Source organism: Faecalibacterium sp. AF28-13AC, assembly GCF_003478405.1.
Lineage (GTDB): Bacteria > Bacillota > Clostridia > Oscillospirales > Ruminococcaceae > Faecalibacterium > Faecalibacterium prausnitzii_E.
Window position 1 is genome coordinate 91,464 of record NZ_QUFG01000009.1, and the last position, 26,427, is coordinate 117,890.

At 55.5% G+C, this 26,427-nt stretch carries 20 protein-coding genes and 1 pseudogene; 12 read left to right on the plus strand and 9 right to left on the minus strand.

Annotated features, from left to right (window positions below):
• Window positions 1-36: 36 nt before the first annotated feature.
• From DWY95_RS13155 to DWY95_RS13180, 6 genes are all read right to left on the minus strand, one after another.
• Window positions 37-1,725, minus strand: coding sequence for a DUF2264 domain-containing protein (locus DWY95_RS13155; RefSeq protein ID WP_118553840.1), 1,689 nt, complete (start codon window positions 1,723-1,725; stop codon window positions 37-39).
• The gene (locus DWY95_RS13160; protein WP_118553841.1) at window positions 1,725-2,885 is read right to left on the minus strand and encodes a glycoside hydrolase family 88 protein; all 1,161 of its coding nucleotides are present in this window, start codon (window positions 2,883-2,885) and stop codon (window positions 1,725-1,727) included. The genes DWY95_RS13155 and DWY95_RS13160 overlap by 1 nt, the downstream gene beginning before the upstream one ends.
• Window positions 2,886-2,974: 89 nt before the next feature.
• Window positions 2,975-4,768: a beta-glucuronidase gene (gene uidA / locus DWY95_RS13165; protein ID WP_118553842.1), complete on the minus strand. Its 1,794-nt coding sequence runs from the start codon at window positions 4,766-4,768 to the stop codon at window positions 2,975-2,977.
• A 68-nt stretch (window positions 4,769-4,836) separates the two neighbouring features.
• A complete protein-coding gene (locus tag DWY95_RS13170; protein WP_118553843.1) occupies window positions 4,837-5,697 on the minus strand; it encodes a carbohydrate ABC transporter permease in 861 nt (286 codons plus the stop codon).
• Between the two features lie 17 nt (window positions 5,698-5,714).
• Window positions 5,715-6,641 carry a sugar ABC transporter permease gene (locus DWY95_RS13175; protein ID WP_118553844.1) on the minus strand — a complete coding sequence of 309 codons (927 nt, stop codon included), beginning with the start codon at window positions 6,639-6,641 and terminating at the stop codon, window positions 5,715-5,717.
• 103 nt (window positions 6,642-6,744) lie between these two features.
• Entirely contained in the window at window positions 6,745-8,061 is a 1,317-nt protein-coding gene (locus DWY95_RS13180; RefSeq protein ID WP_118553845.1) for a sugar ABC transporter substrate-binding protein, read from the minus strand.
• 342 nt (window positions 8,062-8,403) lie between these two features.
• Between DWY95_RS13180 and DWY95_RS13185 the strand changes: the two genes are divergently transcribed.
• The 5 genes from DWY95_RS13185 to DWY95_RS13205 all read left to right on the plus strand — a co-directional run bounded on the left by DWY95_RS13185 (window position 8,404) and on the right by DWY95_RS13205 (window position 15,604).
• A complete protein-coding gene (locus DWY95_RS13185) occupies window positions 8,404-10,224 on the plus strand; it encodes a sensor histidine kinase (RefSeq protein ID WP_118553846.1) in 1,821 nt (606 codons plus the stop codon).
• Window positions 10,199-11,461: a response regulator gene (locus DWY95_RS13190; protein ID WP_118553847.1), complete on the plus strand. Its 1,263-nt coding sequence runs from the start codon at window positions 10,199-10,201 to the stop codon at window positions 11,459-11,461. Before DWY95_RS13185 ends, DWY95_RS13190 begins: the two co-directional genes overlap by 26 nt.
• A 135-nt stretch (window positions 11,462-11,596) precedes the next feature.
• Complete coding sequence (locus DWY95_RS13195; RefSeq protein ID WP_118553848.1) at window positions 11,597-13,393, plus strand: heparinase II/III family protein; 1,797 nt, start codon at window positions 11,597-11,599, stop codon at window positions 13,391-13,393.
• 11 nt (window positions 13,394-13,404) lie between these two features.
• On the plus strand, window positions 13,405-14,199 hold the full coding sequence (locus tag DWY95_RS13200) for a carbohydrate-binding protein (protein ID WP_118553849.1): 795 nt from the start codon (window positions 13,405-13,407) through the stop codon (window positions 14,197-14,199).
• Between the two features lies 1 nt (window position 14,200).
• Entirely contained in the window at window positions 14,201-15,604 is a 1,404-nt protein-coding gene (locus DWY95_RS13205; protein ID WP_118553850.1) for a hypothetical protein, read from the plus strand.
• Between the two features lie 722 nt (window positions 15,605-16,326).
• On the opposite strand, the gene DWY95_RS13215 is transcribed toward DWY95_RS13205, so the two are convergent.
• Entirely contained in the window at window positions 16,327-17,238 is a 912-nt protein-coding gene (locus DWY95_RS13215; RefSeq protein ID WP_118553852.1) for a helix-turn-helix transcriptional regulator, read from the minus strand.
• Between the two features lie 202 nt (window positions 17,239-17,440).
• Between DWY95_RS13215 and DWY95_RS13220 the strand changes: the two genes are divergently transcribed.
• On the plus strand, window positions 17,441-19,042 hold the full coding sequence (locus tag DWY95_RS13220) for an ATP-binding cassette domain-containing protein (RefSeq protein ID WP_118553853.1): 1,602 nt from the start codon (window positions 17,441-17,443) through the stop codon (window positions 19,040-19,042).
• A 268-nt stretch (window positions 19,043-19,310) separates the two neighbouring features.
• Here DWY95_RS13220 and DWY95_RS13230 read toward each other — a convergent pair.
• Window positions 19,311-19,415 (minus strand): annotated as a pseudogene (locus DWY95_RS13230) (recombinase family protein); the annotation flags it as partial.
• 277 nt (window positions 19,416-19,692) lie between these two features.
• Here DWY95_RS13230 and DWY95_RS13235 point away from each other — a divergent pair.
• From DWY95_RS13235 to DWY95_RS13260, 6 genes are all read left to right on the plus strand, one after another.
• Window positions 19,693-20,505 carry a MurR/RpiR family transcriptional regulator gene (locus tag DWY95_RS13235; RefSeq protein WP_118553854.1) on the plus strand — a complete coding sequence of 271 codons (813 nt, stop codon included), beginning with the start codon at window positions 19,693-19,695 and terminating at the stop codon, window positions 20,503-20,505.
• Window positions 20,506-20,799: 294 nt separating this feature from the next.
• Complete coding sequence (locus DWY95_RS13240) at window positions 20,800-21,567, plus strand: ChbG/HpnK family deacetylase (protein WP_118553855.1); 768 nt, start codon at window positions 20,800-20,802, stop codon at window positions 21,565-21,567.
• Between the two features lie 16 nt (window positions 21,568-21,583).
• The gene (locus DWY95_RS13245; RefSeq protein ID WP_118553856.1) at window positions 21,584-22,999 is read left to right on the plus strand and encodes a PTS transporter subunit EIIC; all 1,416 of its coding nucleotides are present in this window, start codon (window positions 21,584-21,586) and stop codon (window positions 22,997-22,999) included.
• Window positions 23,000-23,040: 41 nt separating this feature from the next.
• Window positions 23,041-24,432, plus strand: coding sequence for a glycoside hydrolase family 1 protein (locus DWY95_RS13250; protein WP_243082773.1), 1,392 nt, complete (start codon window positions 23,041-23,043; stop codon window positions 24,430-24,432).
• A gap of 85 nt (window positions 24,433-24,517) precedes the next feature.
• Window positions 24,518-25,711: a macrolide family glycosyltransferase gene (locus DWY95_RS13255; protein WP_158577566.1), complete on the plus strand. Its 1,194-nt coding sequence runs from the start codon at window positions 24,518-24,520 to the stop codon at window positions 25,709-25,711.
• Window positions 25,712-25,799: 88 nt separating this feature from the next.
• The gene (locus DWY95_RS13260; RefSeq protein WP_243082775.1) at window positions 25,800-25,943 is read left to right on the plus strand and encodes a hypothetical protein; all 144 of its coding nucleotides are present in this window, start codon (window positions 25,800-25,802) and stop codon (window positions 25,941-25,943) included.
• A gap of 197 nt (window positions 25,944-26,140) precedes the next feature.
• On the opposite strand, the gene DWY95_RS13265 is transcribed toward DWY95_RS13260, so the two are convergent.
• Entirely contained in the window at window positions 26,141-26,392 is a 252-nt protein-coding gene (locus DWY95_RS13265) for a DUF6061 family protein (RefSeq protein ID WP_118553859.1), read from the minus strand.
• Between the last annotated feature and the right edge of the window lie 35 nt (window positions 26,393-26,427).

Here is a 26,427-nt window from a genome sequence, read left to right on the forward strand (position 1 = left end):
GCACAAAAACGACTGTTTTTCTGGAGAGAAACGGCATCAGTCTGCTTCGTCAAGGATCTCAGTATCCAGAACAGTGCGTCCTTTGGCAATATGATATTTCACCGCAGGCAGGTGGACATTGGTAAAATACAGGCTGGTGTTGGGGTCGCAGCCGATGACTACCGCTTCGCCTCTGCCCGTCACAGTGCAGCGCAGTGCGTCGCAGCGGGCTTCGGCGGTGTTGTTTTCCACACCTTCGGCGTATCCCGGTGCAAAATTGGGCACGGCAAAGCCGCAGTCATAGGCTTCGCAATCGAAGCTGCTGTCAATTTCGTGATGGCGGCGGTGGCCGGTGGCCGTGGGGGTGATGGTGGTGGTGACCTCAATGCCGGGGAAGGGCGACCACTGCGCGGTCACCGTCCCGGCTTCAATTTCCCACGTTTTGCTCACCTTGCGCACGAACACGTTATCGTCGATGACAAAGGCCAGCATACTGTCCGGTGCGGCCTGATGGAGCACCTCCCGGCTGCGGGAGGCGCAGAAGCCGAAGCGGGTATCGTAGGCAAATTTTGCGTACTTTTCCGGGAACTGTCCGTGGCCGTGGCCCTCGTTGACACCGGCGGCGTAGGCCGTTACCCGGCCCGCCCGGCGCTGCACCAGCATGTTGGCATAGGGCATGGGCTTGAGCCGCTCCAATGCGGGTATGGGCGCAGCCTCGGCAGACCAGAAGGGATGGTCGTCCGGCAAAGCAAGCAGCAAGAAGCTCTTCATGCCCCAATAGGGGCTGCCTGGGGCGTTGTACCGCTCGGCCATGTACATCTGCGGGTAGCAGTAGCCGATGGTGAGGATGCCGTCCCGGTCGAACATTTTCTGCCCCAGCCACCAGTTGAAGTTGCGGACGATGAGCCCCTTCATCACCGGCAGGGGCAGCGGTTCCAGCCCCGCCCAGATACAGGCCGCCCAGAAGCTGTTCTGAGCAAAGCGGTAGGTCAGGCTGCGTCCAAAGGGCAGCGCTGCGCCGTTGGCATCGAACCAATAGACAAACTGCTGTGCGAACAGCTGGGCGCGCTGGCGGTAAAGGACAGCACGCCGGGGGTCGGTGCCGGCGGCAAATTTAGAGTACAGCAGTCCGTAATACTGGATGGCCCACGGGATGTAGTAATCCTTTTGCACGGAGGCGCCATCGGTGGACCAGCCATCGCCGCTGTAATAGCTGTCGATTTTGCAAAGGCCGTCCTCCAGCAGCTCCGGGCTGTAAGCCATACCCACGCTTTTCAGGGCAAGGTTTGTCAGGATGCGGAAAAACTGCCAGTTGCAGTCCGGGATGGTGTGGGCGTTGATCTGCCCAAGCCATGCGGCAAGGTTCTGTTTTTCGGTGTCAGAGAGCGATGTCCACAGCTTTTCCGGTTCGGTAAGAATGCCGCAGGCAATAGCCGCCATCTCCACATAGCACTGATCGTACTCCCCGGTGGTACCCCAGTATTCGGGGTTTTCCGGGTCAGTACCGGCGGCAAGACCCTTGCGGTAGATTTTTTCAAATTCCGGGTCGGAGCCACCGCCCACCCAGAATGGCACCAGCGCCCACAGCGGGCGGCTGAAGGCTTCCAGCTCAATGGCATTTTGGTTGTAGGTCACGCCCGTATCGCCCAGATGCAGCCGGGCACAGCCTGCGGAATAATAAGGCTTGAGCGGGTCGAGAAATCTGTGCATTAGTGCGGTAAAATCCGCTTTGGTCTGTAAGTTCATTACCAGTACATCTCCCAGTCTTTGGTCAGGCGGGTCAGCGCCTCCATATAGAAATAATCGCCCCAGCTCGTGCATTCATCCACGCCCTCCGGGGTGCAGGTGTTGTAGGGGCTCTTTTTGCTGTAAGTGCCGTGCAGCAGCTGGCCGGAACCCAGCGTGCCGGGCTTGACTGCGTAGTTTGCGGTCAGACTAGCCAGCATCTGCCGTGCCAGCATGCGCCACTGGGCAGCTTCTGTTTCGTCCACATACTTTGCCGCTTCCAGCAGGCCGCAGGCCACGATGGCAGCGGAGGAGGAATCCCGCGGCTCGCCGCTTTCCGGTGCAAAGAGCATATCCCAGCAAGGCACCAGATCCTCCGGCAGGTGGGAAAGATAAAAGTCCAGCGCCTTGCGGAACACATCGAGGAACTTTTCATCGTGGGTGTAGGTATAGCCGATGGCACTTCCGTACACGCCCCACGCCTGTCCCCGTGCCCAGAAGCTGTCGTCCTTATAGCCCTGACAGGTGCGTCCGCCCTTGGGGGTGCCGTCCGGGTTCATAAAGAAGGTGTGGTAGGTGCTGCCGTCCGGCCGGAAGGAGTTTGCCAGCGTGGTGGCGGTGTGGGCAGCGGCGATCTCGCGGTAGTGGTCGCTGCCGGTCACCTGCGCTGCCCAGTACAGCAGCGGCACGTTCAGCATGCAGTCAATGATATAGCGGTAGTTGCCGGGGTCATCCATGGTGCCCCATGCCTGCAAAAATTTTCCGCTGGGCTGGTAGCGGGTCAACAGCTGGTCGGCGGCGGCGATGGCGGCGTTTTTGCCGGTTTCGCTGCCCACCAGTTTCCACGCTGCCACGCAGGTGGGGCTGTACAGAAAGCCCATGTCGTGGTGGTCCACCTCCACCTTGCGGGCAATGCGGTCGGCAAAGCTGTCCACCTGAATCAGGGCAGCTGCCTTGAATTTTTCGTCCCCGGTGGCCTCGTAGGCCAGCCAGATCTCCCCCGGCCAGAAGCCGCAGGTCCACTGGTTGTTGGCACAGCCGGGGTAGATGCCGTTTACACTGGAATGATTCTGGCACTGCCAGGTGTACAGCGGCAGATTGGTCTCCACCTGCTTGCAGGCATCGGCCAGTGCCTGCCTTGCCTCGGCGTCGGTCATTGGGTGATTCGGATAGGTCTTCATAAGCAGCTCCTTATCTCAAGAAGATTCTTTTTCCTCTTTGCCAAGGGCTCTCCTATTAGGGGAGCTGTCTGCGAAGCAGACTGAGAGGTTTATTTGAAGTAAAACGTTGGAATGTCCTTCCAGCGTTCTCTCAGGAAATGCGCGCCCAGCTTGGGGCGGCGGTCACGGGTAAACAGACCCTTTTTGTTTCCGTCCACCCGCATGGGGCCCTGCACAGTGTCATAGTCCGCAAAGTTCCAGACAAATTCTCCCACGAACCAGGGGCGCTTGTCAAACTCCGCATCCAGACGGCGGTAAAACTCCACCTGAAACTCCTCGCTGAACATCTCGGCTCCGGCAGTGTGCAGACCGGCAAGGGTGTCTGCGCCGTATTCGCTCATCATCACAGGCTTGTGCTGGTCTGCCCAGAAATCCAGCTCCTGATTCAGGCCATAGCAGGCGGCATCCAGATCGCCGGACAGGTTGTACCAGCCGTAATAACGGTTGATGCAGACGATATCCATAGTGCGGGTAGTGATGTCCCTGGTGTAGTCGTTCTGGCAGCAGACCAGGGTGACGGGGCGGTTCTGCGGGTCCAGCTGATGGGCCAGCTCATAGAGGGGGTGCCAGTAGTCGTAAGCATCCTGCGGGAAATGCTCCAGATCCGGCTCGTTGCCCAGACTCCACAGCACCACGCAGGGGTGGTTTTTGTCCCGCCGGATCATCTCGGTCAGCACCTGCCGGTGATGCTCGGCGATGGGGTATTCCTTGTAGGGGTTCAGCACTGCCCCGCCGCCGATGCCCACCGCCGGGGTTTCGTCCATGACCAGAATGCCCTCCCGGTCGCACAGATCGTAAAACTCCTCAGCGTAGGGGTAGTGGCTGGTGCGCACGGCATTGGCATTGGCCCAGTGGATGAGGTTTACATCTTTTACGTTCAGCACCGGGTCAAAGCCACGGCTATGGGCGGTAAAATCCTCGTGCTTGCAAAAGCCCTTGAAATAGAGCGGCTTGCCGTTCAAAAGCACCTGTGTACCCCGCACCTCGACGCTGCGCACACCAAAGGTCTGGTCATAGACATCCGCCCCGCAGGTGATGTGCAGGGTATAAAGATAGGGCACGCCGGGCTTCGGCTCCCAGAGCTGCACCTCCGGGATGGTCAAGGTGCCCGCTGCGCCCTCGGCGCTTGCAACAGCCTTGCCGTCAGCCTCCAGCACAGTGACAGCCACCGGTGCGGTGCCCACGGTCTGGATGCGGTAATCCACCCTGCCATCCGTGTGCGGCACTACAGTCACATCCTCGATATACTCTTTAGGGGTGGTGTAGAGCACCACCGGGCGGTGGATGCCCGCATAGTTGAAGAAATCAAAGTTGGGGCGGTTCTGGGGTGCGGCAATGCGCTTTGCAGCTTCTACGCTGGGGATGCCCGCGTTGTCCGAGCCAAAGAAGGCCAGCTGGCCTTCCTCGTTGCCCACAGGCAGAGTGCTGTGGTTCACCCGGTTGTCGCAGGCCACGGTGAGCAGAGCCGTTTCGCCGGGGTGCAGCAGTGCGGTGACATCGGCTTCAAAGGGGGTAAAGCCGCCCTTGTGCTGCGCAATGAGCTGACCGTTCAGCCAGACCTTTGCCGTGTGGGTCACCGAGCCAAACCGCAGCACCACCCGCTGCCCGGCGCAGAAGGCGGGCAGGGTGAACTTGCGCTGATACCATGCCCAGCCGTAGTGGCGGCGCAGGGCCGTGGTCTGGTCGTTCTGGTCGTTGTAGCTGGCAGGAACGGCGATGGGCTGCGCGTCCGGCAGGGGCTTTGCGGGGTCGAACTGGTTTTCCTCGCAACTGCCCAGCGCAAACTCCCATGTGCCGTCCATGCTCAGTTTCAGGCGTGCTTCATTCTGTTCCGGATATAACATAACGTTTTCCCTCTATCCAAAAAATGCGGGGCGCGGGGACTGCCCGCACCCCGCTTACGGGTGTTATTTTAGCCCTTGATACCGGTGGATGCAACACCCTGCACAAAATATTTCTGCAGAGAAAGGAATACGATCAGCACAGGGATCAGTGCCACCACAGAGGCCGCCATGATCAGGCCGTATTCTGCGGAATACTGGGTAATGAACATCCGCAGGCCGATCTGGATGGTCTTGAGCTCGGTCTTGGTCAGGTAGATCAGGGGGCCAAGGAAGTCGTTCCAGGTGTTCACGAAGGTGAAGATGGTCAGGGTGGACAGGGCAGGCAGGCTCAGAGGCAGCATAATGTGCCACCAGATGCCGTATTCGCTCAGGCCGTCGATGCGGGCGGCCTCACACAGTTCAGTGGGCACACCCTCGTAGAACTGCTTCATCAGGAACACGCCGAAGGCACTGAAGGCCTGCAGGCACATGATGGCCAGATGGGTGTTGTTCAGATGCCAGGAGCTCATCATCATAAACTGGGGCACCATGTAGGCCTGCCAGGGCACTGCAATGGTGGCGATGTACCCCAGGAACAGCACATTCTTGCCCTTGAACTGCATCTTGGCAAAGGCGTAGGCCGCAAAGGAGGAGGTGAACAGCTGCAACAGGGTGACCACCACCGTGATCTTGACCGTGTTCTTCACGAAGGTCAGCAGCGGGATCTGGGTCCAGATGTCCACATAGTTCTGCCAGCGGGGATTTTTGGGGATCCACTGGATGGGGAAGCCGAACACGTCCTTATTCAGCTTAAAAGAGGAGGACAGCATCCACAAAAAGGGCAGCAGCATGCAGGCTGTGATGACGATGAGGAAGAAATAGATCAGGAACTTGGAGATGAAATTGCGGCGCTTCTGGGAAGCGTGGTCTTTGATAACAGCGGTCGTCATAGTTTCTTCCTCCTTTCTCAGTTCTCGCCCTTGGAGCCGCGGAACTGGATGATCGTAACGATCAGCACCAGTACAAACAGCACCATGGCAATGGCACTTGCATAGCCGTATTTCGGGGTGTTGACGAAGGCAACATTGTAAATATAGTACACCAGCGTCATGGTGGCTGTGCCGGGGCCGCCCTGCGTGATCATGTACATCTGGTCGTAGACCTTGAAGCCGGAGATGGTGAGCATGATGACCACAAAGAAGGTGGTGGGACGCAGCTGGGGCAGGGTGATGTGCCAGAACTGCTGCCAACGGTTGGCACCGTCCAGCTCGGCGGCTTCGTTCAGGTCCGGGTTACAGCCCTGCAAGCCGGCCAGATAAATGACCATATAGTAGCCCATGTTCTTCCACACACTGAACAGGATGACCGTCAGCATGGCGGTGTCCTTACCGGCAGCCCAGCGGGGCAGGTTTTCCACCGCCACGCCGAAGAACTGGTTCAGGATCATGTTGATGGGGCCCATGGAGGGGTTGAAGATCATGTTCCACACCGCTGCCACCGCCACCAGCGAGGCAACGTAAGGGAAGAATGCCACGGTGCGGAAGAAGTTGCGCAACTTCACATTCTGGTTCAGCAGCACAGCCATGGCCAGCGAGCAGGCCAGCGTCAGCGGCACAGTGCCAATGACATAGACGATGGTGTTTTTCAGCGCCGCCTGAAAGATCTTGTCGGTGGTGAAGAGTTTTACAAAGTTCTTCAGGCCGATAAATTCGATGGCGTGGCGGCCATCCCATGCGCAGAAGGCCAGCGCAATGGCAAACACCATGGGCACCAGCGTGAACACGCAGAAGCCAATGAAGTTTGGCGCAATGAAGGAATACGCGATCAGAGAATCGCGGGTCGATTTTTTAAGCACTTTACGGGGAGTTTTATTCTGGACAGTAGCACTCGCCATAAAAGAGCCTCCTTTCCGTTGACAAGGCGGGAGGGCGGGCAATCGCCCGCCCTCCGGTGTTTTATGATGAAGAAGGAGATGATGAGAAAGCAGCGGGAGACGATCAGCCCAGAACTGCGGGAACCTGATCGTTCATGTTCTGGATGCCCTCGTCCACGGTCTCGCTCATGGTCATAATGGCATCGTGCTCGGCGTTCAGGATGGTCTCGATATCCGATGCGTACTGGGTGTAGGGCATCTCCAGATAGACGTTGCTGGTGGTCAGTGCATCCACAGAATTGCTGTCCTCGGGGAAGCCCTCGGTGGACTTGATGATCTCGGCGGTAGCATCGGAGCCACAGGCCGGGAAGGTGCCGGTCTTGGCAATGGCCTGTGCGCCCTCCTCGGAGACACACCAGTTGATGAAGTCGGCAGCAGCCTCTGCCTTGGGAGAATCGACGTTGATGGCCAGACTGGTCACAGTGCCCAGCGTAGAACCAGCCTCTGCACCGGCGGGGTGCGGATACTTGACGATACCCCAGTTGAACTTGGTCTCGGCATCCTTCATGTAGGCTTCCAGCGTGGAGATAAACCAGCTGCCCATGTTGACCATTGCGCACTGCTGGTTCTCAAAGGCGGCGGAGTAGTGCAGAGAAGAGGTCTTGAGGTAGCCGTAGTCCATGCAGATGCCGTCCTTCTGCTGGGCAATGACCATATCGTAGGTGGGCTTCATGAAGTCGTAGGTGCCGTCGATGATGGTGTTCTTGCCATCCAGAATGGAGAACAGAGAAGCGGCGGAGCGCCAGGTGTGATAGTGGCAGCCATAGACCTTGGTATCGCCGGAACCGCTGGTCATCTTGCGGGCCAGAGCATCGTAATCCTCCAGCGTCAGGTCGTTGGAGGGATACTCCACACCGGCAGCGTCGAACAGATCCTTATTGTAGTACAGCACCCAGAAGTCGCTGCGGAAGGGCACGGCGTAGAAGTTGCCGTCATCGGTGGTCAGCTGCTCGATGGTGCCGTTGAAATCGCCGGTGTCGCGGGTCAGCACCTCATTCAGAGGCTTGAGGTAGTCCAGATTGATCAGGTTTGCGTAGCCGGGGATATCCTTGATGGTCACGATATCCAGATCGGCGCTGCCGGCCAGCTGGGTAGCCAGAACGGTCATGTAATCGCTGGAGCCCAGATCCACCATCTCGATGGTCACGTCCTTGTGGCTTGCCATGTAGCCGTCGGCCATGGCCTGCCAGTAGGGGGTGGACTCCTTATCCCACACCGACCACTGCAGGGTAACAGGGCCTGCGGCTGCGGATGCAGCGGTGGAACCGGCAGTGGAGGAAGCAGCGGCAGAGCTGGAAGAGCCGCCGCAGGCGGTCAGGGCAGCAGCTGCGCCGCAAGCGGCGGCAGCGGTAAGGAACGAACGACGAGAGATCTTTTTCATAAGTTTGTCCTCCTTCAGGGCAGTTCGCTTATTTCGTGCAGCGGCCTCCCCCGTGCCGGGGAGCTGCTCGCTTTTGTTGATACTAGAATACCGCAAAACAGCCCCAACCGGAATGGAATTATTCCGGGCGGGGCTGTATTTTTTGCAGGCCTTTCTCAAAAAGATGCACTTTCTTATGCTGAAATCTGTACTTTCTTGATTTCTTGCACAGATTGCAAATGTGCAACAAATAAAAACAGTACAATGTATACAAAAATCATGCAAAAAGCCGTTGACAAAGGCCGCAAAAATCAGTACTGTATAAATTGGAAGCTGTCCAATGAAAGGGAAAGGAGAATGCGTATGGATCGCCCCGGGCACCGCTTTTCACTGCGGCGGCAGATCGTGTGGAGCACGCGCGTTTTTACAGTGCTGACCTCCCTTGCTGTCTGCGCGGCACTGTTTTTTCTTTCCAACCAATATGTCCGTACAAACACCCTGCAGGCGGCAGAGTTCAACCTGCGGCTGGTGGCCACCAGCATCGAGACAAGCCTGAACGATGCGGATGCTCTTTTGAACTGGGCCTCCATCAACGACACCGTGCGCCGCTATCTTTCACAGGAAGAGGTCAACGGCCCCCAGACCATTGCAGCTTACAAGGCGGCGCAGGAAAAGTATTATTCCAACCCGCTGTACCCCAAGGTCATCCGGTTCTTTATGAGCAACGAAAACGACCGGCACCTGCAGTTCGGCCCGCTGAACAGCTCTTCGGCCCTGAACCAGAGCAGCGTATCCCTGTTTTTGCAGCAGGGATACGGGATGCGGTTCACCACCGACCCGCTGATGATCTCTCACCCGGCCTGCCTTGCCATCAGCAGGCCCATCCGTTCCGGCCATGGCCCGATGCACCGCGGCACAGCCTACCTTGCGTTGGATCCATCGGTCATCACCGATCCCGCAGCGGGCTATACCACGAGCGAGGGCAGCGCACTCTATTGGGAAATGGGCAATCAGCTTTGGCAGATCGAGGATGGCCGCCTGACACAGGTGGAAACTGCCTTTTCTGATGTTTCCTACACACTGCGCTCCACGGTGGAGAACCGCACCTGGAAGCAGTCCGCATGGCAGGGGCGCTTCCGGAAGGGCGGCAGCAGTTATTTTGCAATCAAGGTCGTTCTGGAGGGCCGGGGTGCAGCGCTGATCCAGGTGATGCCCGAAAGCACCTTTTTACAGCAGCGCCGTGTCTATCTGTGGCTGCTGGGACTGGGGCTTGCCATCGTGTGGGGACTGAGCTTTTTGATGCAGCATTGGCTGGAATGGGCCATTACCCGCCCGGTGGAGGCCCTGCAGAAGCGGATCGAAGCTGTGGGCGGCGGCGACTTTACTGCCGACCCTGCCGTAGAGTGGCCCAATGAGCTGGGCGACATTGGCCGAGGCATCAACAAGCTGGCCGCCGATGTGGACGGCCTGATGAACCGCCGGGTGGAGGACGAGCGCAAAAAACAGGAGCTGGAATACCGGATGCTCCAAAGCGAGGTCAACCCCCACTTTATCTACAATACCCTGAACAGCATCCGCTGGATGGCCACCATCCAGTATGCGCCCGGCATCGCTGAAATGGTCACCGCCTTTGCCCGGCTGACCAAAAGCATCTCCAAGGAAACGCAGAAGCTGGTGCCCCTGCAGGAGGAGCTGGCTCTGCTCAACGATTACTTTACCATCCAGCAGTACCGCTATGGCGGCGATCTGGAGATCGAGGTTTCCCGGATCGAGGACGAGCGGCTTTGCCGGGACTGCATGATCCCCCGCTTTACGCTGCAGCCGCTGGTGGAGAACGCCATTTTCCACGGTCTGGAGCCAAAGGGCGGCCACGGCAGCGTCCTGCTGGATATTTCCATCGATCCGGCCACGGGGGATGTGCTGCTGCGGCTGACCGACGACGGCATCGGGATGCCGCCGGAGCAGGTGGCGCATCTGCTGGACGCACCCGCCGGGGAAAAAGAAAAGGCCGAAAAGTTCCGCCATGTTGGATTGTGGAACGTGAACCGCCGCATCCAGTATTCGTTCGGTGAAGCTTACGGCCTGACCATTGAAAGCGAGGAGGGCATCGGGACTGAGGTGACCATCCGACTGCCCTATCAGAGGAAAGGAAACGATCATGCTGCGGATCTTACTTGTGGATGATGAGCCGCTGGTCCTCATTGGCCTGCAGGGAATGCTGGAATGGGAAAAGCTGGGCTATACTGTCTGCGGCACTGCCCGCAACGGCAAGCTGGCGCTGGAAATGATCGAGCGCGAAAAGCCGGATATCGTGGTGGCAGACGTAAAAATGCCCCTGATGGATGGCCTTACCCTTGCCCGCACCTGCCGGGAACGGGGGCCGCTGCCCGCTTTTATTATGCTGACCAGCTTTGAGGAATTCGATTACATCAAACAGGCCATGGGGGCCGGGGTGGTGGATTACCTTGTTAAGCTGGACCTGACCCCGGAAAATCTGCAGACCGCGCTGGCCCGCGCCGCAGAACGCGTCAAAAAGGAGCGGGCGCTGCTTGGGGAGCTGCCGGTGCAGGAAAACCTTGCCGAGAGCGTGCGCACCTATCAGGAACGCTTTTTTGTGCGGCTGTACGCCGGGCTGTTTCAGGAGGAGAGTGAGCTGGAACAGCCGCTGCGGCACCTGGATCTTGACCTGAAAAGCGACAGCTATCTGGTAGCTTCCTGCGAATTGTGCGCCAACACCGAGCTTGCGCCCGCACAGCAGCTGAAACTGAGCTTTTCCTGTGCACGGATGCTGGAAACCACCCTGCAAAATTATCTGCCCTGCTATGTGACCGGAGCCGATGCCATGCGCTGCAATGTGCTGTTCTGCCTGACCAATGCCCAATGCCAGAACTACCGGGCGGTGCTGCGCCCCCTGCTGGAACGGGCCAGCCAGATCTTGTACAACTACTTCACGGTCCGGCTGCTCTGGGCTGTGGGGCGGCCCACCAATTCCCTGCTGGGCCTTGCCCGCCGCTGCCGTGAAAATGCCCACCTGCAGCCCATCTTGACCGCTGAAAATCCCATCCAGTTTGTGGAGGCCGGTGACGGCGATGCTACGGCTGGAAAGATGCAGGTGGTGGCACAGGTACAGGAGTATATCAAAAATCACCTTTCGGAAAAACTAACGCTGGCCGATGTGGCGGCGGTGTTCAATTTTTCGCCCAACTACCTCAGCCAGCTGTTTGGCAAATACGGCGACAGCGGCTTTGTGGAGTATATCACCGAGACCCGCATTGCCGCCGCCAAGGAGATGCTGGAACAGAGCAACCTGAAGGTGTACGAGATCGCGGAGAAACTGGGCTATGAGAGCTCGTTCTATTTCTCCAAGGTGTTCAAAAAGGTCACGGGACTCAGCCCGCGGGAATACCAGCAAAGCTTGTAAACCTCTCAGTCACGCTTCGCGTGCCAGCTCCCCTGATAGGGGAGCCCTTGGCAGGCCGGGCAGAAATCATCCAACTGAGTTGGGCTCGCCAAACGATGAGCGGCAGGGCCTTGTAGTAAATCGTCAGGAGGCATTATGATATCTGAACAACTTTCTTTTCTTCCGGACAGTCTGCCCGACTCTCATCCCTTTCCGCCTGCCAGAGAGCGCACGGTATGGAATGCCCTACCCCAGCGGGTCAAAGACCGCTTTTTGAAGGCAGGCGAAGCTGCGCTGGCTGCGGCCATTGCGCCCCTGCCGCTCTCGCTCTGGCTGGATTTCACCCACACTGGGCGGCGCACCCCATGGGAGACGGCTTATTTCTCCCGCCGGGCACGGCTGTGCGCGCTGGTATGCGCCGAGTGCGTGGAACACACCGGTCGCTTTCTGGATGTCATTGCAGATACCGTATGGGCGATCTGCGAGGAAAGCGCATGGCAGCTGCCCGCCCACAACAGCTACATCCGGGACACGCCGCAGCTGCCCCTGCCGGACACCACCCGCCCCATCGTAGATCTGTTTGCCGCCGAGACCGGGGCCCTGCTGGCGCTGACCCGGTACCTACTGCCGGACGAGCTGGACACCGCCGCGCCGGGCATCACGGTGCGGATGGAGCGGGAGCTGAACACCCGCATCCTGACGCCCTATTTTACAAGCCACTTCTGGTGGATGGGCAACGGCGCGGAGCCTATGTGCAACTGGACGAGCTGGTGCACCCAGAATGTTCTGCTCACAGTCTTTCTGCTGCCCACCACACAGTCCGAGCGGAAAGCCGCTGTCAAACAGGCTGCATACAGTCTGGATTGCTTTTTGAAGGACTATGGCACGGACGGCTGCTGCAACGAAGGAGCCCAGTATTACCGCCACGCCGGGCTGACCCTCTGGGGCTGTCTGGATATTTTGTCCACCGTGGCACCGGAGGCCTTCTCCCCTCTGTTCCATGCGCCAAAAATCAAAAACATTGCGGAGTACATCTGCAACGTCCATGTAGAAGGGCCTTATTACCTGAACTTTGGCGATTGCAGCCCCCTTGCCGGGCGGTGCGGTGCGCGGGAATACCGCTTTGGGCAAGCTGTGGGCAGCGATGTCCTGCAAGCCCTTGCGGCGGCAGACTTCCGTGCCGATGCCGACCCCGACCATTTGCAGAACCCGGACGGCAGCACCCACATCAACCTGTGGTACCGTCTGACCACCGCCTTTGCAGAGCAGGAACTGATGGAATGCGCCGCAGTCCCCCGGCACCCGTCTGCGGTGTGGTACCCCAGTGTGGGCATTTACGCCGCACGGCAGGGCAGCTGGGTGCTGGGTGCAAAGTTTGGTTCTAACGGCGACAGCCACAACCACAACGATACCGGCAGTATCACGGTATACAAGGACAGCAAACCGTTCCTGATCGATATCGGAGTGGAGAGCTACACCCAAAAGACCTTCAGCCCCCAGCGGTATGAGATCTGGACCATGCAGAGCGCATGGCACAATCTGCCTACCTTTGACGGCGTGCAGCAGCTGCCCGGCGCGGAATACGCTGCCCGGGAGGTGTGCACCGATAAAAACAGCATCACCGGCGAACTGGCGGGCGCGTACCCGCCTATACCAGGGCTTACCACCTACCACCGCTGCGTATCGGTCAGTGAACAGGGCATCACCCTGCGGGATGAAACGGACTATCCCGGCACGGTGGAGCTGACCCTGCTCACCGAGCAGAAACCCGTACCCACAGCGGATGGCTTTGCGGTAGGCACGCTGGGCGGCATCCGCTTTGACCCGGACGCCGCAACGGCTGCTGTTACGCCGGTGCCCATCACCGACCCGCGTCTGCGCACCGCATGGCCGGAAACGATCTATAAGATCACCCTGCATTTCCAAAAAATACTGAACCTTGAACTGTATTAAGGAGAACCGCTATGGAAACCATCAAGCTGAAAATTCTGGACGAAGCGGGTCACACCCTGATGACCTGTGACGCCGACACCGCCGTATCCCTTGTCTACACCAACGAATACCATCCCGGCGACCGGGTGGCGCTGGAGATCGACCATCCCGGCCAGTACTGCGTTATCCAGTTCGAGGACACCATGCCCGAAGCCCTTGTGTATGTGGTCAAGCGGGAGATCAATTTCCACATTCCATTCGGGGAGCAGGCCATCACCTACTCCCCCAAGAGCTTTGTGGGCAGCCGTCATGTCATCCGCGCACGCCTTGCACTGCCGGAGGAAATCGCCGCCCGGCGAAACTTGGCCTTTAACTGCTACGATGAACACGGCGACACCGGTTTTTATCCCCACGCCAGCGCCAACGTGGAAACCCGCGGCGAGGCGGTGTTTGCCGCCCGCAACGCCATCGACGGCATTTTTGAGAACAGTGCCCACGGCGAGTACCCCTATCAGAGTTGGGGCATCAACCGCGACCCGAACGCTGCCCTGACGCTGGATTTTGGCCGGGAGGTATTGCTGGATGAACTGCGCATCACCGAGCGGGCAGATTTTCCCCACGACAACTACTGGGTAAAGGCCACGGTGGAGTTTTCCGACGGCAGCCAACTGGACATTCCGCTGGTAAAAAGCGCCAAGCCTCAGAGTGTGACCTTTGAACCCAAGCGGGTGCGCAGCCTTGTGCTGAAGGATCTGATTCAGGCCGAGGGGACTTCCCCCTTCCCGGCGCTGACCCAAATCGAAGCCTTTGGCACCGAGGTGAAGTAAAATGAGCATCTACAATGCCCTTTATGGGCGGGACGGCCACGGCGTAGGCCCAAACGAGCCGGAGAAAAAAGGCTTTGCACGCTTTTGCCAGATGGTCGGCCGCGACCTCGGCCAGCTGCTGGGCACGAACCTGATGGTCTGCGTGCTCTGCCTGCCCGCTGCGCTGGGCGTCTCGCTGGGCGTGACGCTGTTCTCCCTGCCCTTGACCGTTGTGCTGAGCGCAGCGACCGGCCTGCTGGTCGGCCCTGCCATGGTGTTGCTTGCCGACTGTGCCCTGCGCAGCCTGCAGAACGACCCGTCGCAGTGGCTTCCCCGCGCAAAGCAGAGCATTGCAGCCCACTGGAAATCTGCCTGTGCCGTGGGTGCTGTCGGCACATTGTTGCTGGGGCTGCTCTGCTTTGTCTCTGCTTTTCTGTTTGAGGCTGCCGCACAGCAGGACTACTACCCCGGCCTTGCGGTGCTGGTATTTCTGGCACTGGACTTTCTGGTGCTGGCGGTTTTCGGCACTCTGTGCGCCGCCGTACTGCCGCTGCAGCCCCGCACCCCGGACAGCCTGATGCGCCGGGCGGGCAGGATGCTGGTCGTTGCCCCGGTGCGCTGCGTATTGGCAGGCGTTATCATGCTGGCGGGCATCGGCGGCATGATCTTGCTGTTCCCGGTCAGTGTGTTCTGGGCGGTGCTGTTCGGCTTCTGGCTGCCGGGGCTGGCGGCCATGCAGACCCTGTTCCCGGTCTTGCGGCAAGAGTACGGCGTACCGGTGCGCACCATTCCACGCCCGGCAGCGCCCGATAAGCCCCTGACCGCGCAGGAGCAAAAGAAAAAAGCCCGCGCCAACTGGTGGTACTACAACTGGGGCATCGTGGCGGTGGCTGCGCTGGTCATTGTGGGCGTGGTGTATGTAGCGCACGGTCTGCTGACCTCCGTAGACCCAGACTACACCGTGGCGGTGGTCACGGCAGATGCTCTGCCGGACGAGGCTGTACAGCGCCTGCAGACTGCACTGGCAGACTATGCGGAGGATGCCAACGGTGATGGTGCTGTGGTGGTGCAGGTGAACAATTACACTTGGAGCGCCAACGCCTCCCTGACCGACATGAACGGCCAGATGGCAGGTGCTACCCAACTGAACACCGACCTTGCCAACGGCGAGAGCAAAATCTGGATCCTCGAAGACCCAGAGGGCTTTGAGCAGGCTTATGGGGCGCTGAGCGAAAAGCTGGGCGCCGACTGGCAGACAAAACTCATGCCGTGGAGCGATCTGCCCGCCCTTTCCGCGCTGGAACTGGGCAGCTACAATACTGCCGCCGACGGAAGTCAGACTGTGGATGTTCAGCGCCGCTTTGCCGGGTACAGTGTGGCGGTATTTGATGCTTCAGATGCGTTGTGGCAGGCGCTCAATTCGTAAACCAAAACGGCCGTCCGTTCTCTTTTTGTTTATGTGGTATTCTATCCACAGAAAAATAGACGGAGGCATACCGCCATGAATCCCCATACCACGCTGAATCTTGCCAAGATTGCTCTGTGCGCGGTGGAAAACGTACTGAGGAATACTTCGCCCGGTGCAGAGGACTATCCCCCAGCCAGTTGAATAAAATAACAACGCTGCAAGTGCTTATCGTCAGGCTGTTACAGATGCAGCAGCATAAAACGGACATTTCTTCAATAAAAAAAATCAAGTAGACTTCAATTTGAGCAAAATAGTAAGACTTCTTATGCTTTACCGTCATAAATTTTTCAAAATCATCTTGACGCACCTTGCGAAACATGATATTCTCTGTCACAAATCTCACTGATTTTGTGGATTGGTTTGAAACCCTCTACAAGATGTGGTCGTGTTCATTTTGAACGCTGCCTCACCGTGGATTTTCCCTGAAAGATTTACCGCTCCGCAACACACCCGATTCATTTTGCCGCCGATTCACCCGACAAAATTTTTCGCCCGTCTTGCAGGGTGGTATTTTTCTTTACGGGAGTTGTACCTTGAAAATTTCATGAGCCAACCGGACGTGATACCGACTTTCCGTTAACGCCGCTGCACAAACAGGGGCAGGAACTTCGTTCGGAGCAAACAGTGATCCCACTACACCAGCAGATGCCGCTACACCACAGGACGATATTACTTAACATTTAGAAAATAATGTCCAGATATTTTTGGGCCTCATTACGAATAATCTGCAAGTCATCCTCGTATCCCATAACTTTGCAAATGTAAAAGGCCTCACGATATCGCTCTGCACTCTCTTCTTTTTTGCCAAGGAAGAAATCACACTCAGCTTCGATTTCCAGACAAGAGTGAAGTACTTGATAATGTCCATATTTAATGCAAGCTTCTTTTCCATTTCTTGCAACTCTTGCGCTTTCTTCATATCTTTCCAACAAGTCCAGAGATCTGGCAAAATTGTAGAGAACCAAAGGAAACATCCTGTTTGATGTGACCATTTCTTGGAGATGGCGTCTCATATACTGAAGCAACCGATAAAAAATATCGGCTGCTTTTTCATTATCACCCGCCAAGGAATAAGCATTTCCAATTTGATTGACTAGCTTCATTTCGTCCAACGTGTAAAGATAGTCTTCAATTTTACTCAGTCGAAAATTTGGTATCGTCATTTGAATCGCTTGCATCAGCATTTGGATTCGTTCGTCACTTGAATACCTTTTATCCAGCCCACCAAGAAGAACCTTTGATCGGAGAATAAATTGCTGTGTAATTTGATCATCCGGCTTTACAATTTTTTCAAGCTGATTGATTTTATCAAAGCCTTCATGAACGTGTTTCAGCGCATTGCATGCCACGATTTCCTTTTCCAATGCCTCAATTTCCAGCTCCTCTGGTGTTACAAGTGCATAATACCGATCATCTGGCAAGCCAAGGCGTTGTAGAATAGCATTGATCCTTGTACGACTGGGGGTCTGCCTTCCATTTTCAAATCTGGAGAGAGTAACAGGCTCGCAAATGCCTGCACAGACTTGCTCCTGCGTCAAATTCAACTCCTGCCGTCGCTGGCGGATATAATCACCAAGCCTATAGTTCTGCATTCTTCCGTACCTCAAATAATCAATATTATCATTATTATAGTACGCCTTATGCCATCACACAAGCACTTCTCTCGTTGACTTGTCGTCTTATAAAATTATTTATTACACCAGACGATATGGTCAACCGGTTTTTACTGTGATAAGATGTAGACACCACAAAACTCACGGCTTAACATACAAAGTCAGGGAGAGGAGACTTCAAATGAAACAATATCTTGAAAAACGTGGAATCTACATTACTTGGTCTCAGCTGGTTACGCGAATCATTTTTGACTTGGTGGGCTTTTTGCTTGCCTTGTTGCCTGCTGGCCTGACTCTGTATCTTACCGATGTCTGGATCACCTCAGGCACTCATATGCCACTCTCGTGGATTTGTGGAATTATTGTTTGTGTTTTTTTGATTCATTCTTACCAGTTTTATTTCGTCAACTATAATTCTCAGATGAATGCAGATCGCATGGCGGGTAATTACCGCCAACATCTGGCGCAAAAGATTTTGAGTAGCAGTATCCCTGCCTATGAGAGCCAGAACAAAGCCCGTATTCAAAATATGGCGAACGATGTCAGTGCGATATATACTGTAAGTAGCTATTTGGTCACAGTACCTGCAAACTTAGTTAAAGTAATGATCATCATTGGACTTCTGCTTTTCTATGCCAGCCCATCTGTTGCATTGACGGCAATCATTTTGATTCCGCTCTATATGGTTCCCAGTTTTCTTAACAAAAGCAAACTGGAAAGACTCGTAGCCAAGGAGAGGGAAGCTGGAGATTTATGGTTTCAGGAATTTGATGTGATTCTCAACGGCAAGGTCAGCATTACTCTAAACAAGGTCGAAAATTATATGCAGAACCGCTATCATGAGGCTCTGAAGTCATATCTTGATGCTCGCAATCGTCAACACTTTCTTCTGCTGATCGTGCAAGAATTTCCTCTTTTTGTCACCACATTGGCACCTCTGCTTATTTTAATCATTGGTGGAAACCAAGTGGTGTTGCAAAACATGACCATCGGTCAGCTGTTATTCTCTATTCAGATCATTGCCTACCTGTTCCATCCTCTGTCAGAAATTTCTCAACTTCATGCCCAGATTATCAGCCAGAAGCCATCCTTCGATCGTGTGGCAGACTTTCTTGCCATGCCAGATCAGCAAAAGAATACAGAAACTATAGCCCCTCCAAAAATCGAGGCTCATAATATCGACCTGATGCGATCGGAGAGTGAGTCGCTTTTCCATGTGAACGACTTTACTGTCCATGGGAAAGGTCTGGTGCTAATCCATGGAGAGAATGGCTGCGGCAAGTCATCTCTGTTCAATATAATCTCTGGTGTGTTTGCCCCGGACGCAAAGCATCTCCGTTTCAACGAAAACGGAAGATTTAACTGCGACAAATCAGAGCTAAGTTATCTTTTCTATCCTAACTTTATTTTTCCAGGTACAGTCCGAGAAAACATTGTTTGTGGACGAAAGATTTCCAATACACAGTATCAAGAACTTGAAACTGTTCTTCAGCTGCCTCCCGCTGACAAGCAGGTGACTATCAAGCCTGAGAATCTTTCTCTGGGCGAAAAGCAAAAGATTTATCTAGCACGTACCCTTTTGGGTAACTCTTCTTGCATCTTGCTGGATGAACCCGGAAGCAACCTTGACGAAAAAACTGAACATCGCCTGATCAATTACTTGTTAAAGCTCCGGGAAAAAAAGTTAATTCTCGTTATCAGTCACAATGCCTACTATGATGCCGTAGCAGATAAAACTTACGAGATTCGTAAAGGAATGTTGTATCAGGTACAATCACATTAAGCTGTCTACGGATTGTGGAGTGTGCGTTTGAACAAAAAGAAAAAGTCCACAAACATTTCCCCTTACCCCGATAAAGCCAGCAAAGAAAAACAGAGCGTTCCGACGGGGAGCACCCTGTTGTACATATCGCTATCGTCTGTGGATCTTGGCAGGGTGCGTCCGGGTGGCGCACCTTGTTTTTTAGTGTGTGTTTAATCTTCTAACCCACGGCTCCCAGCCGTATTTTTCAAATATTCTTCCGGCTCGCCGTTTAGAATCAAATCTGCATAATGCCATTCTTTTCGGCATACGCCGTGCATTCCCGGATCTGGCCTTCGACGGATTCTTCGCGCTGATTGTCGCTGGAATAGCGGGCGTAGATTACAGCGGTCATAGGAGGGCCTCCCTTCGCTCTGTATGGGGATGGATGTAACTGCATTACATTTCGTATAATATATACCATGTTTTGTGTCCTATTGCAAGGCTTTTGAGTGCCGTCTGGTGGTGTTCTTTTTGAACACTACCTGTTCTTGTACACCAAAGGCAGATGTTCGGCTGCCCGCCGTTATTTTTGGTATGACTTTCTTTCAAAACAATACGCTTCTTTGACATTTCGCTGTCAAATATGATACAATAAAAACACTTTGAGAAAGCGAGGGGAGGCAGCAGCGATGAGCGAAGCAAGAATGATGGGTTCTCTGGCAGACAGGCTGCTCAGTTTTGTGAGCACCACACCCGAACGGGACGCAAACTATGATATCGCAGTGACTCTGCTCAAGCATTACCCCCAGCTCAAAGGGATGACTCTCGGCCAGATCGCGAACCTGTGCTATACCTCCAAGGCGTCCATCTCACGGTTTTGCCGCTTTCTGGGGATGGACAGTTTCAAAGCGTTCCAGGCCTGGCTGGAGCAGGACTTCACCATGCGGACCGACTATTCCCGACAGTTCTACACCATGCTGCACAACAATCAGGAAATGGCCATCGGTTCCTATCGCGACACGCTGATCAGCAACATCTATGCTACCATTACGCCTGAAAACGCCGAAGTCATCCCCGACATTGTGCGGGTGTTGCACGGCTGCGGCAAGGCGGCCTATTTCTCCCACCACTTTTTGTGGGACATCGGCCACTACTTCCAAAGTAAAATGATGATTATGGGCCGCTATGTCGAGCTGTTCATGGATTATGCCGCTCAGCTGGAGTGCGCCCGCAGCCTGACCGAAAACGACTTTGCCATCATTTGCAGCGTGGGCGGCAGCTACCCGACTCGTTACCCGGACATCTGTAACGCAATCATTTCCAGCGGCTGCAAGGTTCTGGTCATCACCCAGAACCTTGCCAGCCCCTATTTGAACACCGCCGATTTCATCCTGCAATGCGGCACCACCAACCGCAACGACGTGGGCAAATATGCAGCCCTCATGGCCAACGACCTGATCGTCATGGGCTATATGCAGGCATACGATAAAGCGTTCCAGTAAAGCATAGCAAAAAATACAGCAAGGCCGCGAGGGTTAACCGCCCTGCGGCCTTTTTATTTTGTCAAAGCGCACAAAAAACGATAAAAAAGTTTTTCGCTTTTCAGAAATTGAAACATGCGCTACCAATCTGAAATGGCGCACTTATATTTGCAACCAAATCGAGTTCCAATCATGTTATAATTTTAGTGCAAAGAGGAAATCGGACTGGCCAGTCGTGAAAACCTTGGCATTGAAACAAATGAAGCAAGAACCAAAAGCAAAAACTGTAACTTTTTCTTTGTAGAGGACAAAACCATGAAACGATTACTCATCCGTGCTGATGACCTTGGCTACTCTGAAGGCATCAACTGCGGCATTGCGGCGGCGGTAGCAGCCGGACTGGTGCGCTCAGTGGGGGTGATGACCAATATGCCCGCAGCTGTCCACGGACTGGGGCTGCTGTATGGCCGCCAGCTTTGTCTAGGGCAGCACACCAACATTTGTGTGGGCCGGCCATTGACTGACCCCGCTCGCATTCCCAGCCTCTGTACGCCGGAAGGAGAGTTCAAACCCAGCCGCGCCTACCGAGAGGCCGCCAAAGAAGGCCGTGACTTTGTGGTGCTGGACGAGGCGATTGAAGAGATCGAGGCCCAGTATCGCCAGTTCAAAGCCTTGACCGGCCGCGAACCGGGCTATTTTGAGGGACACGCAGTGGCCAGCGCCAATTTCTTTCAGGGATTGGAAATCGTTGCCCAGCGGCACGGCCTGCCCTACTTTGCGATGGGCCGTCCCGGCGAGGCAGTAACCTTCCGCCACACCAAAGTGTACGCCTATATGCCTAGAGATTTTAAGGCATACGAGACCGACCCCTTTACTGGCGTACAGGATGCGGTGGCAAATGCTCACGAGGGCGGGTGTGACTTGATGGTCTTCCATCCGGGCTATATCGATGCCTATCTGCTGGACCATTCCAGCATGACGACCACCCGTTTACGAGAAACTTCTATGCTCTGCCGGCCCGAGGTACGCGCCTGGCTGGCGGAGCAGGATGTTCAGCTCGTCACTTACGACGATTTGACTTAAAATAGGAGGAATCAGTATGACAGACAATAAAAAGATCGCCGAGCAGGTTCTGGCGGCGGTAGGTGGAGCGGCCAATCTCAAGGATGCCACCCATTGCATGACACGCCTGCGCCTGTATCTGAAAGACGACAGCCTCCCCAAAGACGATGAGGTGAAAAAGATTTCCGGTGTGCTGGGTGTTGTGCGCGGCGGCCAGCAGTACCAGATCGTGATCGGCACCAATGTTCCGAAAGTGTATGAGGAACTGTGCAAGCTGGCAGGCATCAGCGCCAGCGCCGCCGTCAAGGATGATGCTGCTGCCGTCCAGGATGCCGCCATCACCAAACGGAAGCTGACCCCCAAGCAGGTGGGTAAGAATATCATGGGCTATCTGGCAGGCTGTATGACCCCCATGATCCCGGTGCTGCTGGCCGGAGGCTTGTTCCGTGCTGTCAACTCTATCTTTGGCCCCGACTTGTTGGGGCTGTACACCCTGGAGAGCAACTTATATATCCTGTTTGATTTCTTGTACGATGCGGCGTTTTACTTTATGCCTATTCTGGTGGGTTACAATGCCGCCAAACAGCTGGGTGTCAACGGTATGCTGGGTTCTTTCATCGGCAGTGTTCTAATGGTGCCCGATTTCGCGGCTTTTGCCACCAACGGTCAAACGTTCACGGTCTTTGGCATCCCTGCTACCGTGACCAATTACGCCCAGACTGTTCTGCCTGTTATGCTGTCGGTGCCCCTGTTCTGCCTGATTTATAAACTTGTCAAAAAGTTCATGCCCGACCTGCTGACGAGCGTTTTTACCCCGTTCTTCAGCCTGATTATTTCCATGCCCTTTATCCTCTGCCTGCTGGCACCTCTGGGTACCATTGTGGGTAATGCCATCAGCGGCGGTCTTGCCTGGTTTGGCATGACCACCGGCTGGTTCGGCGTGGCTGTCATCGCCGCTCTGTGGGAGTTCCTGGTTATGAGCGGTATGCACCTGGCTCTGATGATGCCCATGATGGCCGATTTCTTCGAGACCGGCATCATCAGCGGCCCCATGAATGCGGGCAACTTTGCGACTTGGGCATGCTTCGGTGTGGCTCTGGGCGCAGCGCTCCGCCTGAAAAATAAGGATGACCGCAGCACCTCCTTTGCAGCCTTCGCTTCTGGCATTCTGGGCGGCGTCACCGAACCCACTCTGTATGGCATCTGCTTCCGCTTTACTCGTTGCTTTGTAACGATGGCCGTTGGCGGCTTTGTGGGCGGCGCCATCGCCGGCATATTCGACCTCAAGGGATATGCAATGACCTCCCCCAACTTCCTGTCTCTGCTGGGCTATGTGGGTGGTACCAATGCCAACATTGTGGTTGGCGTGGTAGCCTCCTTTGCTTCTCTGATCGTGGCAGCTGTTCTGACTTATCTGTTTGGCTTTTCCCAAAAAGATTTGGAGAGCGTTTGACTGCGTGATACCATAAAATCAAAAAGGCTGGTGTTATCGACTTGACGAAACAAATGATTTTCCCCACCAATTTCCTCTGGGGCGCGTCTACCAGCGCCTTTCAGGTAGAGGGCGGTTACAACGAAGGCGGCAAAGGCGTTGCCACCACCGATCTGGGGGCACGCCGCCCCGGCATCGCCGACAACAAAGTGGCCGCAGACCATTACCACCACTGGAAAGAGGACGTGGATCTGATGGCCGAGCTGGGCCTGAAGGTCTACCGGATGGGCTTTGCCTGGAGCCGCATCATGCCGGATGCCACCTGCACCCCCAACCCCGAGGGGCTGGCCTTTTACGACAGGCTCATCGACTATCTGTTGGAAAAAGGGATTGAACCGCTCGTTACTCTCTATCACTTCGAGTGTCCGCAGGCGCTGGTGGACGCCTTCGGCGGCTGGCTCGACCGCAAGATGATCGACGCCTATCTGAAATATGCCGAGGTCTGCTTTACCCACTTCAAGGGCCGCGTCAAGCGGTGGGTCACAGTGAACGAACAGCTCATCGCCACCGCCGCCGGCATCATGAACGGCAACTTTGAGCAGGACAAGCAGAAGAACCTGCAGAACATCTACCAGATGAGCTATCATGTCTCGCTGGCCGAGCACCGGGCTATTTCGCTGCTGCGGCAGATTGACCCGGAAGCCCAAATCGGCCCGGTGTGTGCTATCCAGGTGGTCTATCCCCAGTCCAGTCGCAGCGAGGATGTTCTGGCTGCCGAGAACGCCGAAGAACTGATGGAGTTCTACCTGCTCGACCTGAGTGTCCGGGGCGAATATCCGCCCTATGTGGCCAGCTACTTAAAGAGTCATGGACTTTACCCCCAGACGCTGCCCGAAGATGCAGCCGTGCTAAAAGCCTCGACCCCCGACTTCATCGGCATCAACTATTATTTCAGCATTTGCGCCAAAGCCAAGGAGGGTCCCGTCAACTACGACCAGCCGCCCTTCTGGGTGTCGGACGCCTTCGACATCTGTGATAATCCCCACCTGCGCAAAACCGAGTGGATGGACAAGGGCATCGACCCGATGGGCCTGCATATTGGGATGCGCAAGGTCTATAATCGCTACCGTCTGCCCATGATCGTCACCGAAAACGGCATGGCCTATAGCGAAACACTGGGCCCGGACGGCCAGATCCATGATCCCTACCGCATCGAGTACCTCAAAGAGCACATCGAACAGCTGGCCATCATGATTGACGAAGGACTGCCGGTGTTCGGCTATTGCCCCTGGAGCTTTGTAGACGTGGTGTCCAGCCACCAGGGCTTTGCCAAACGATACGGCTTAGTCTACGTGGACCGCACCGAGACCGATCCCAAGCAGTGCGCCCGGATGAAAAAGGACAGTTTCTACTGGTATCAAAAAGTGATCACCAACAACGGCCTGACAGAATAAGCCATCACCTATTTTCCCCGCAGCCGTGCGGGCAACGTCCTGCGCTGCCTGCATGGCTGTTTTGTTGTTTGAAAGGAGTTTTTGTATGCATATCGCATTCGTATCGCTGGGCGCCTTCGGGCACATCAATCCTACCCTGGCCCTCGTCACCGAACTGGTGAAGAAAGGCGTTCGAGTGACTTATTTCACCACTGAAGCCTTCCGCACTATCATTGAGCCCACCGGGGCAAAGTTCGTCGCCGTACCCTCCTGGATGGCGGAAAACGACAAGCATAATGAGGACGGCGAAAAGAAAGAGGATGACGGCGGAGTGGCCGCCGCGGTGCCCTTCCTGTTCTTAAACGAGGCAGGAGCCTACATCGACACTGTGCTGGACACCCTGAAAAACGACAAACCCGACGCTGTCGTCCACGACTTTGCGGGCATTGCCGGCACAATCGCGGCGGACAACCTCAAGGTTGCCAACGTCATGCTCTACACCAGCTACCCCTCCAACGACAGCTACTCGGTAGCCGCCGGGTTCGAGAACTGCCCGCCGGACCACCCTCTGCGCAAGGCCGCGGCGCAGTTGGCCCAGACCTATGCCGAAAAATATGGCTGCCGCCTGCTGACCGTCAAGGAGATCTTCGACGGCCACGGGGACTTCAACCTGGTCATGATGCAGAAAAAGTTGGTTCCCAATTACGGGACTTTCGATGACAGTTTCGTGTTCACCGGGGTACAGATCGGCAAGCGGACCGCCTTCGGCCACTGGAAAGCCCCCGACAACGGCAAGCCGCTGCTGTATTCCTCCCTTGGCACTGCCTTCAACAACTGGCCCGAGTATTACCCCATCCTGTTTGACGCAGTGCGGGACCTGGACATCAACGTCTTTGCTGCGCTCGGCTCCATCGACCCCGCCAGCCTGAAGGACATCCCCGCCAACGTGGAAGTCGGTCAGATGGTGCCCCAGCTGGATATCCTGTCCCAGGCGTCGGTGTTCATCACCCACGCCGGCATGGGCGGCACCGGCGAGGCCATTTACTATGGCGTGCCCATGATTGCCATCCCCCAGATGGAGGAGCAGGCCATCACCGCCCGCCAAATCAAAAAGCTAGGCCTTGGCTGCGCCTTTCTGGATAAAAAAGCCATCACCAGCGAGGGACTGAAAGCAGCTATCGTCAAGCTGCTGACCGAACCTTCTTATAAGGAGACGGCCCACGCCTTCAGCGAGGATATGCGGAGCCTGGGCGGGGCCAAGGCATCGGCGGAAGCCCTGCTGGCCTATTTGAAGCAGTAAGAATGAGATGAGACTAGTATTCTTCAAAAGATTCTACTATTGCTCAAAATCTTTTGAAGATATATAAAATTCATGGAAGATGCGCCTGGTGGCCGGCGAGCCAAATGCCACTTATGTGACCATCAATCTGGGGGAGATCTACATTGCGGACAATATCAAAGAGCAGTCCTTCGGACTGGACGGGCGGCTGGATGAGCTGCTGCCTGCTCTCCGGGAGGCGTGCGAGGCATAGCGATTTACGTATTTTCCGGACATAGCAAAACCTCCTCGTGTAGTTCTATTATCCTACACGGGGAGGCTTTTTGTCTATTTTCTACTTTTTATGGATTGGTTCAATTTTACACCTCTCCGGAGGTTTATGCAACTATTGGGATGGCTCCAAAAAATGCTGGACAACACCAGCTCAAAAATGGTGATGTCCGGCGTTTGTTAGATTTCCAGCCCGTGGCTCCCGGATGCGTTTTTCAAGTATTCCTCTGGATCACCGTTCAGAATCAAATCTGCATAGCCCAGTGGGTCATTGTAAATAAGGTAATCCAGCTCCGTCTGCTGCGCCATGGTCACATCCAGCGCATCCTCGACCCCGGTGCAGTCGATGGAAATTTTTCTCCCATCCCGGAGCAACAGCTCCACGCAGCCGGTGTCCATGTTGAATTTGCAAGCTCTTTCATCGTACTTCATGTTTGTGTCCTTTCTGCCTTACGGCACTCTTACAG

What these genes read in the sequence shown, in the direction of transcription:
- DWY95_RS13155 (WP_118553840.1), bottom strand. Translation starts at nt 1,725, where the DNA reads ATGAACTTACAGACCAAAGCGGATTTTACCGCACTAATGCACAGATTT.
- DWY95_RS13160 (WP_118553841.1), bottom strand. Translation starts at nt 2,885, where the DNA reads ATGAAGACCTATCCGAATCACCCAATGACCGACGCCGAGGCAAGGCAG.
- uidA (WP_118553842.1), bottom strand. Translation starts at nt 4,768, where the DNA reads ATGTTATATCCGGAACAGAATGAAGCACGCCTGAAACTGAGCATGGAC.
- DWY95_RS13170 (WP_118553843.1), bottom strand. Translation starts at nt 5,697, where the DNA reads ATGACGACCGCTGTTATCAAAGACCACGCTTCCCAGAAGCGCCGCAAT.
- DWY95_RS13175 (WP_118553844.1), bottom strand. Translation starts at nt 6,641, where the DNA reads ATGGCGAGTGCTACTGTCCAGAATAAAACTCCCCGTAAAGTGCTTAAA.
- DWY95_RS13180 (WP_118553845.1), bottom strand. Translation starts at nt 8,061, where the DNA reads ATGAAAAAGATCTCTCGTCGTTCGTTCCTTACCGCTGCCGCCGCTTGC.
- DWY95_RS13185 (WP_118553846.1), top strand. Translation starts at nt 8,404, where the DNA reads ATGGATCGCCCCGGGCACCGCTTTTCACTGCGGCGGCAGATCGTGTGG.
- DWY95_RS13190 (WP_118553847.1), top strand. Translation starts at nt 10,199, where the DNA reads ATGCTGCGGATCTTACTTGTGGATGATGAGCCGCTGGTCCTCATTGGC.
- DWY95_RS13195 (WP_118553848.1), top strand. Translation starts at nt 11,597, where the DNA reads ATGATATCTGAACAACTTTCTTTTCTTCCGGACAGTCTGCCCGACTCT.
- DWY95_RS13200 (WP_118553849.1), top strand. Translation starts at nt 13,405, where the DNA reads ATGGAAACCATCAAGCTGAAAATTCTGGACGAAGCGGGTCACACCCTG.
- DWY95_RS13205 (WP_118553850.1), top strand. Translation starts at nt 14,201, where the DNA reads ATGAGCATCTACAATGCCCTTTATGGGCGGGACGGCCACGGCGTAGGC.
- DWY95_RS13215 (WP_118553852.1), bottom strand. Translation starts at nt 17,238, where the DNA reads ATGCAGAACTATAGGCTTGGTGATTATATCCGCCAGCGACGGCAGGAG.
- DWY95_RS13220 (WP_118553853.1), top strand. Translation starts at nt 17,441, where the DNA reads ATGAAACAATATCTTGAAAAACGTGGAATCTACATTACTTGGTCTCAG.
- DWY95_RS13235 (WP_118553854.1), top strand. Translation starts at nt 19,693, where the DNA reads ATGAGCGAAGCAAGAATGATGGGTTCTCTGGCAGACAGGCTGCTCAGT.
- DWY95_RS13240 (WP_118553855.1), top strand. Translation starts at nt 20,800, where the DNA reads ATGAAACGATTACTCATCCGTGCTGATGACCTTGGCTACTCTGAAGGC.
- DWY95_RS13245 (WP_118553856.1), top strand. Translation starts at nt 21,584, where the DNA reads ATGACAGACAATAAAAAGATCGCCGAGCAGGTTCTGGCGGCGGTAGGT.
- DWY95_RS13255 (WP_158577566.1), top strand. Translation starts at nt 24,518, where the DNA reads ATGCATATCGCATTCGTATCGCTGGGCGCCTTCGGGCACATCAATCCT.
- DWY95_RS13265 (WP_118553859.1), bottom strand. Translation starts at nt 26,392, where the DNA reads ATGAAGTACGATGAAAGAGCTTGCAAATTCAACATGGACACCGGCTGC.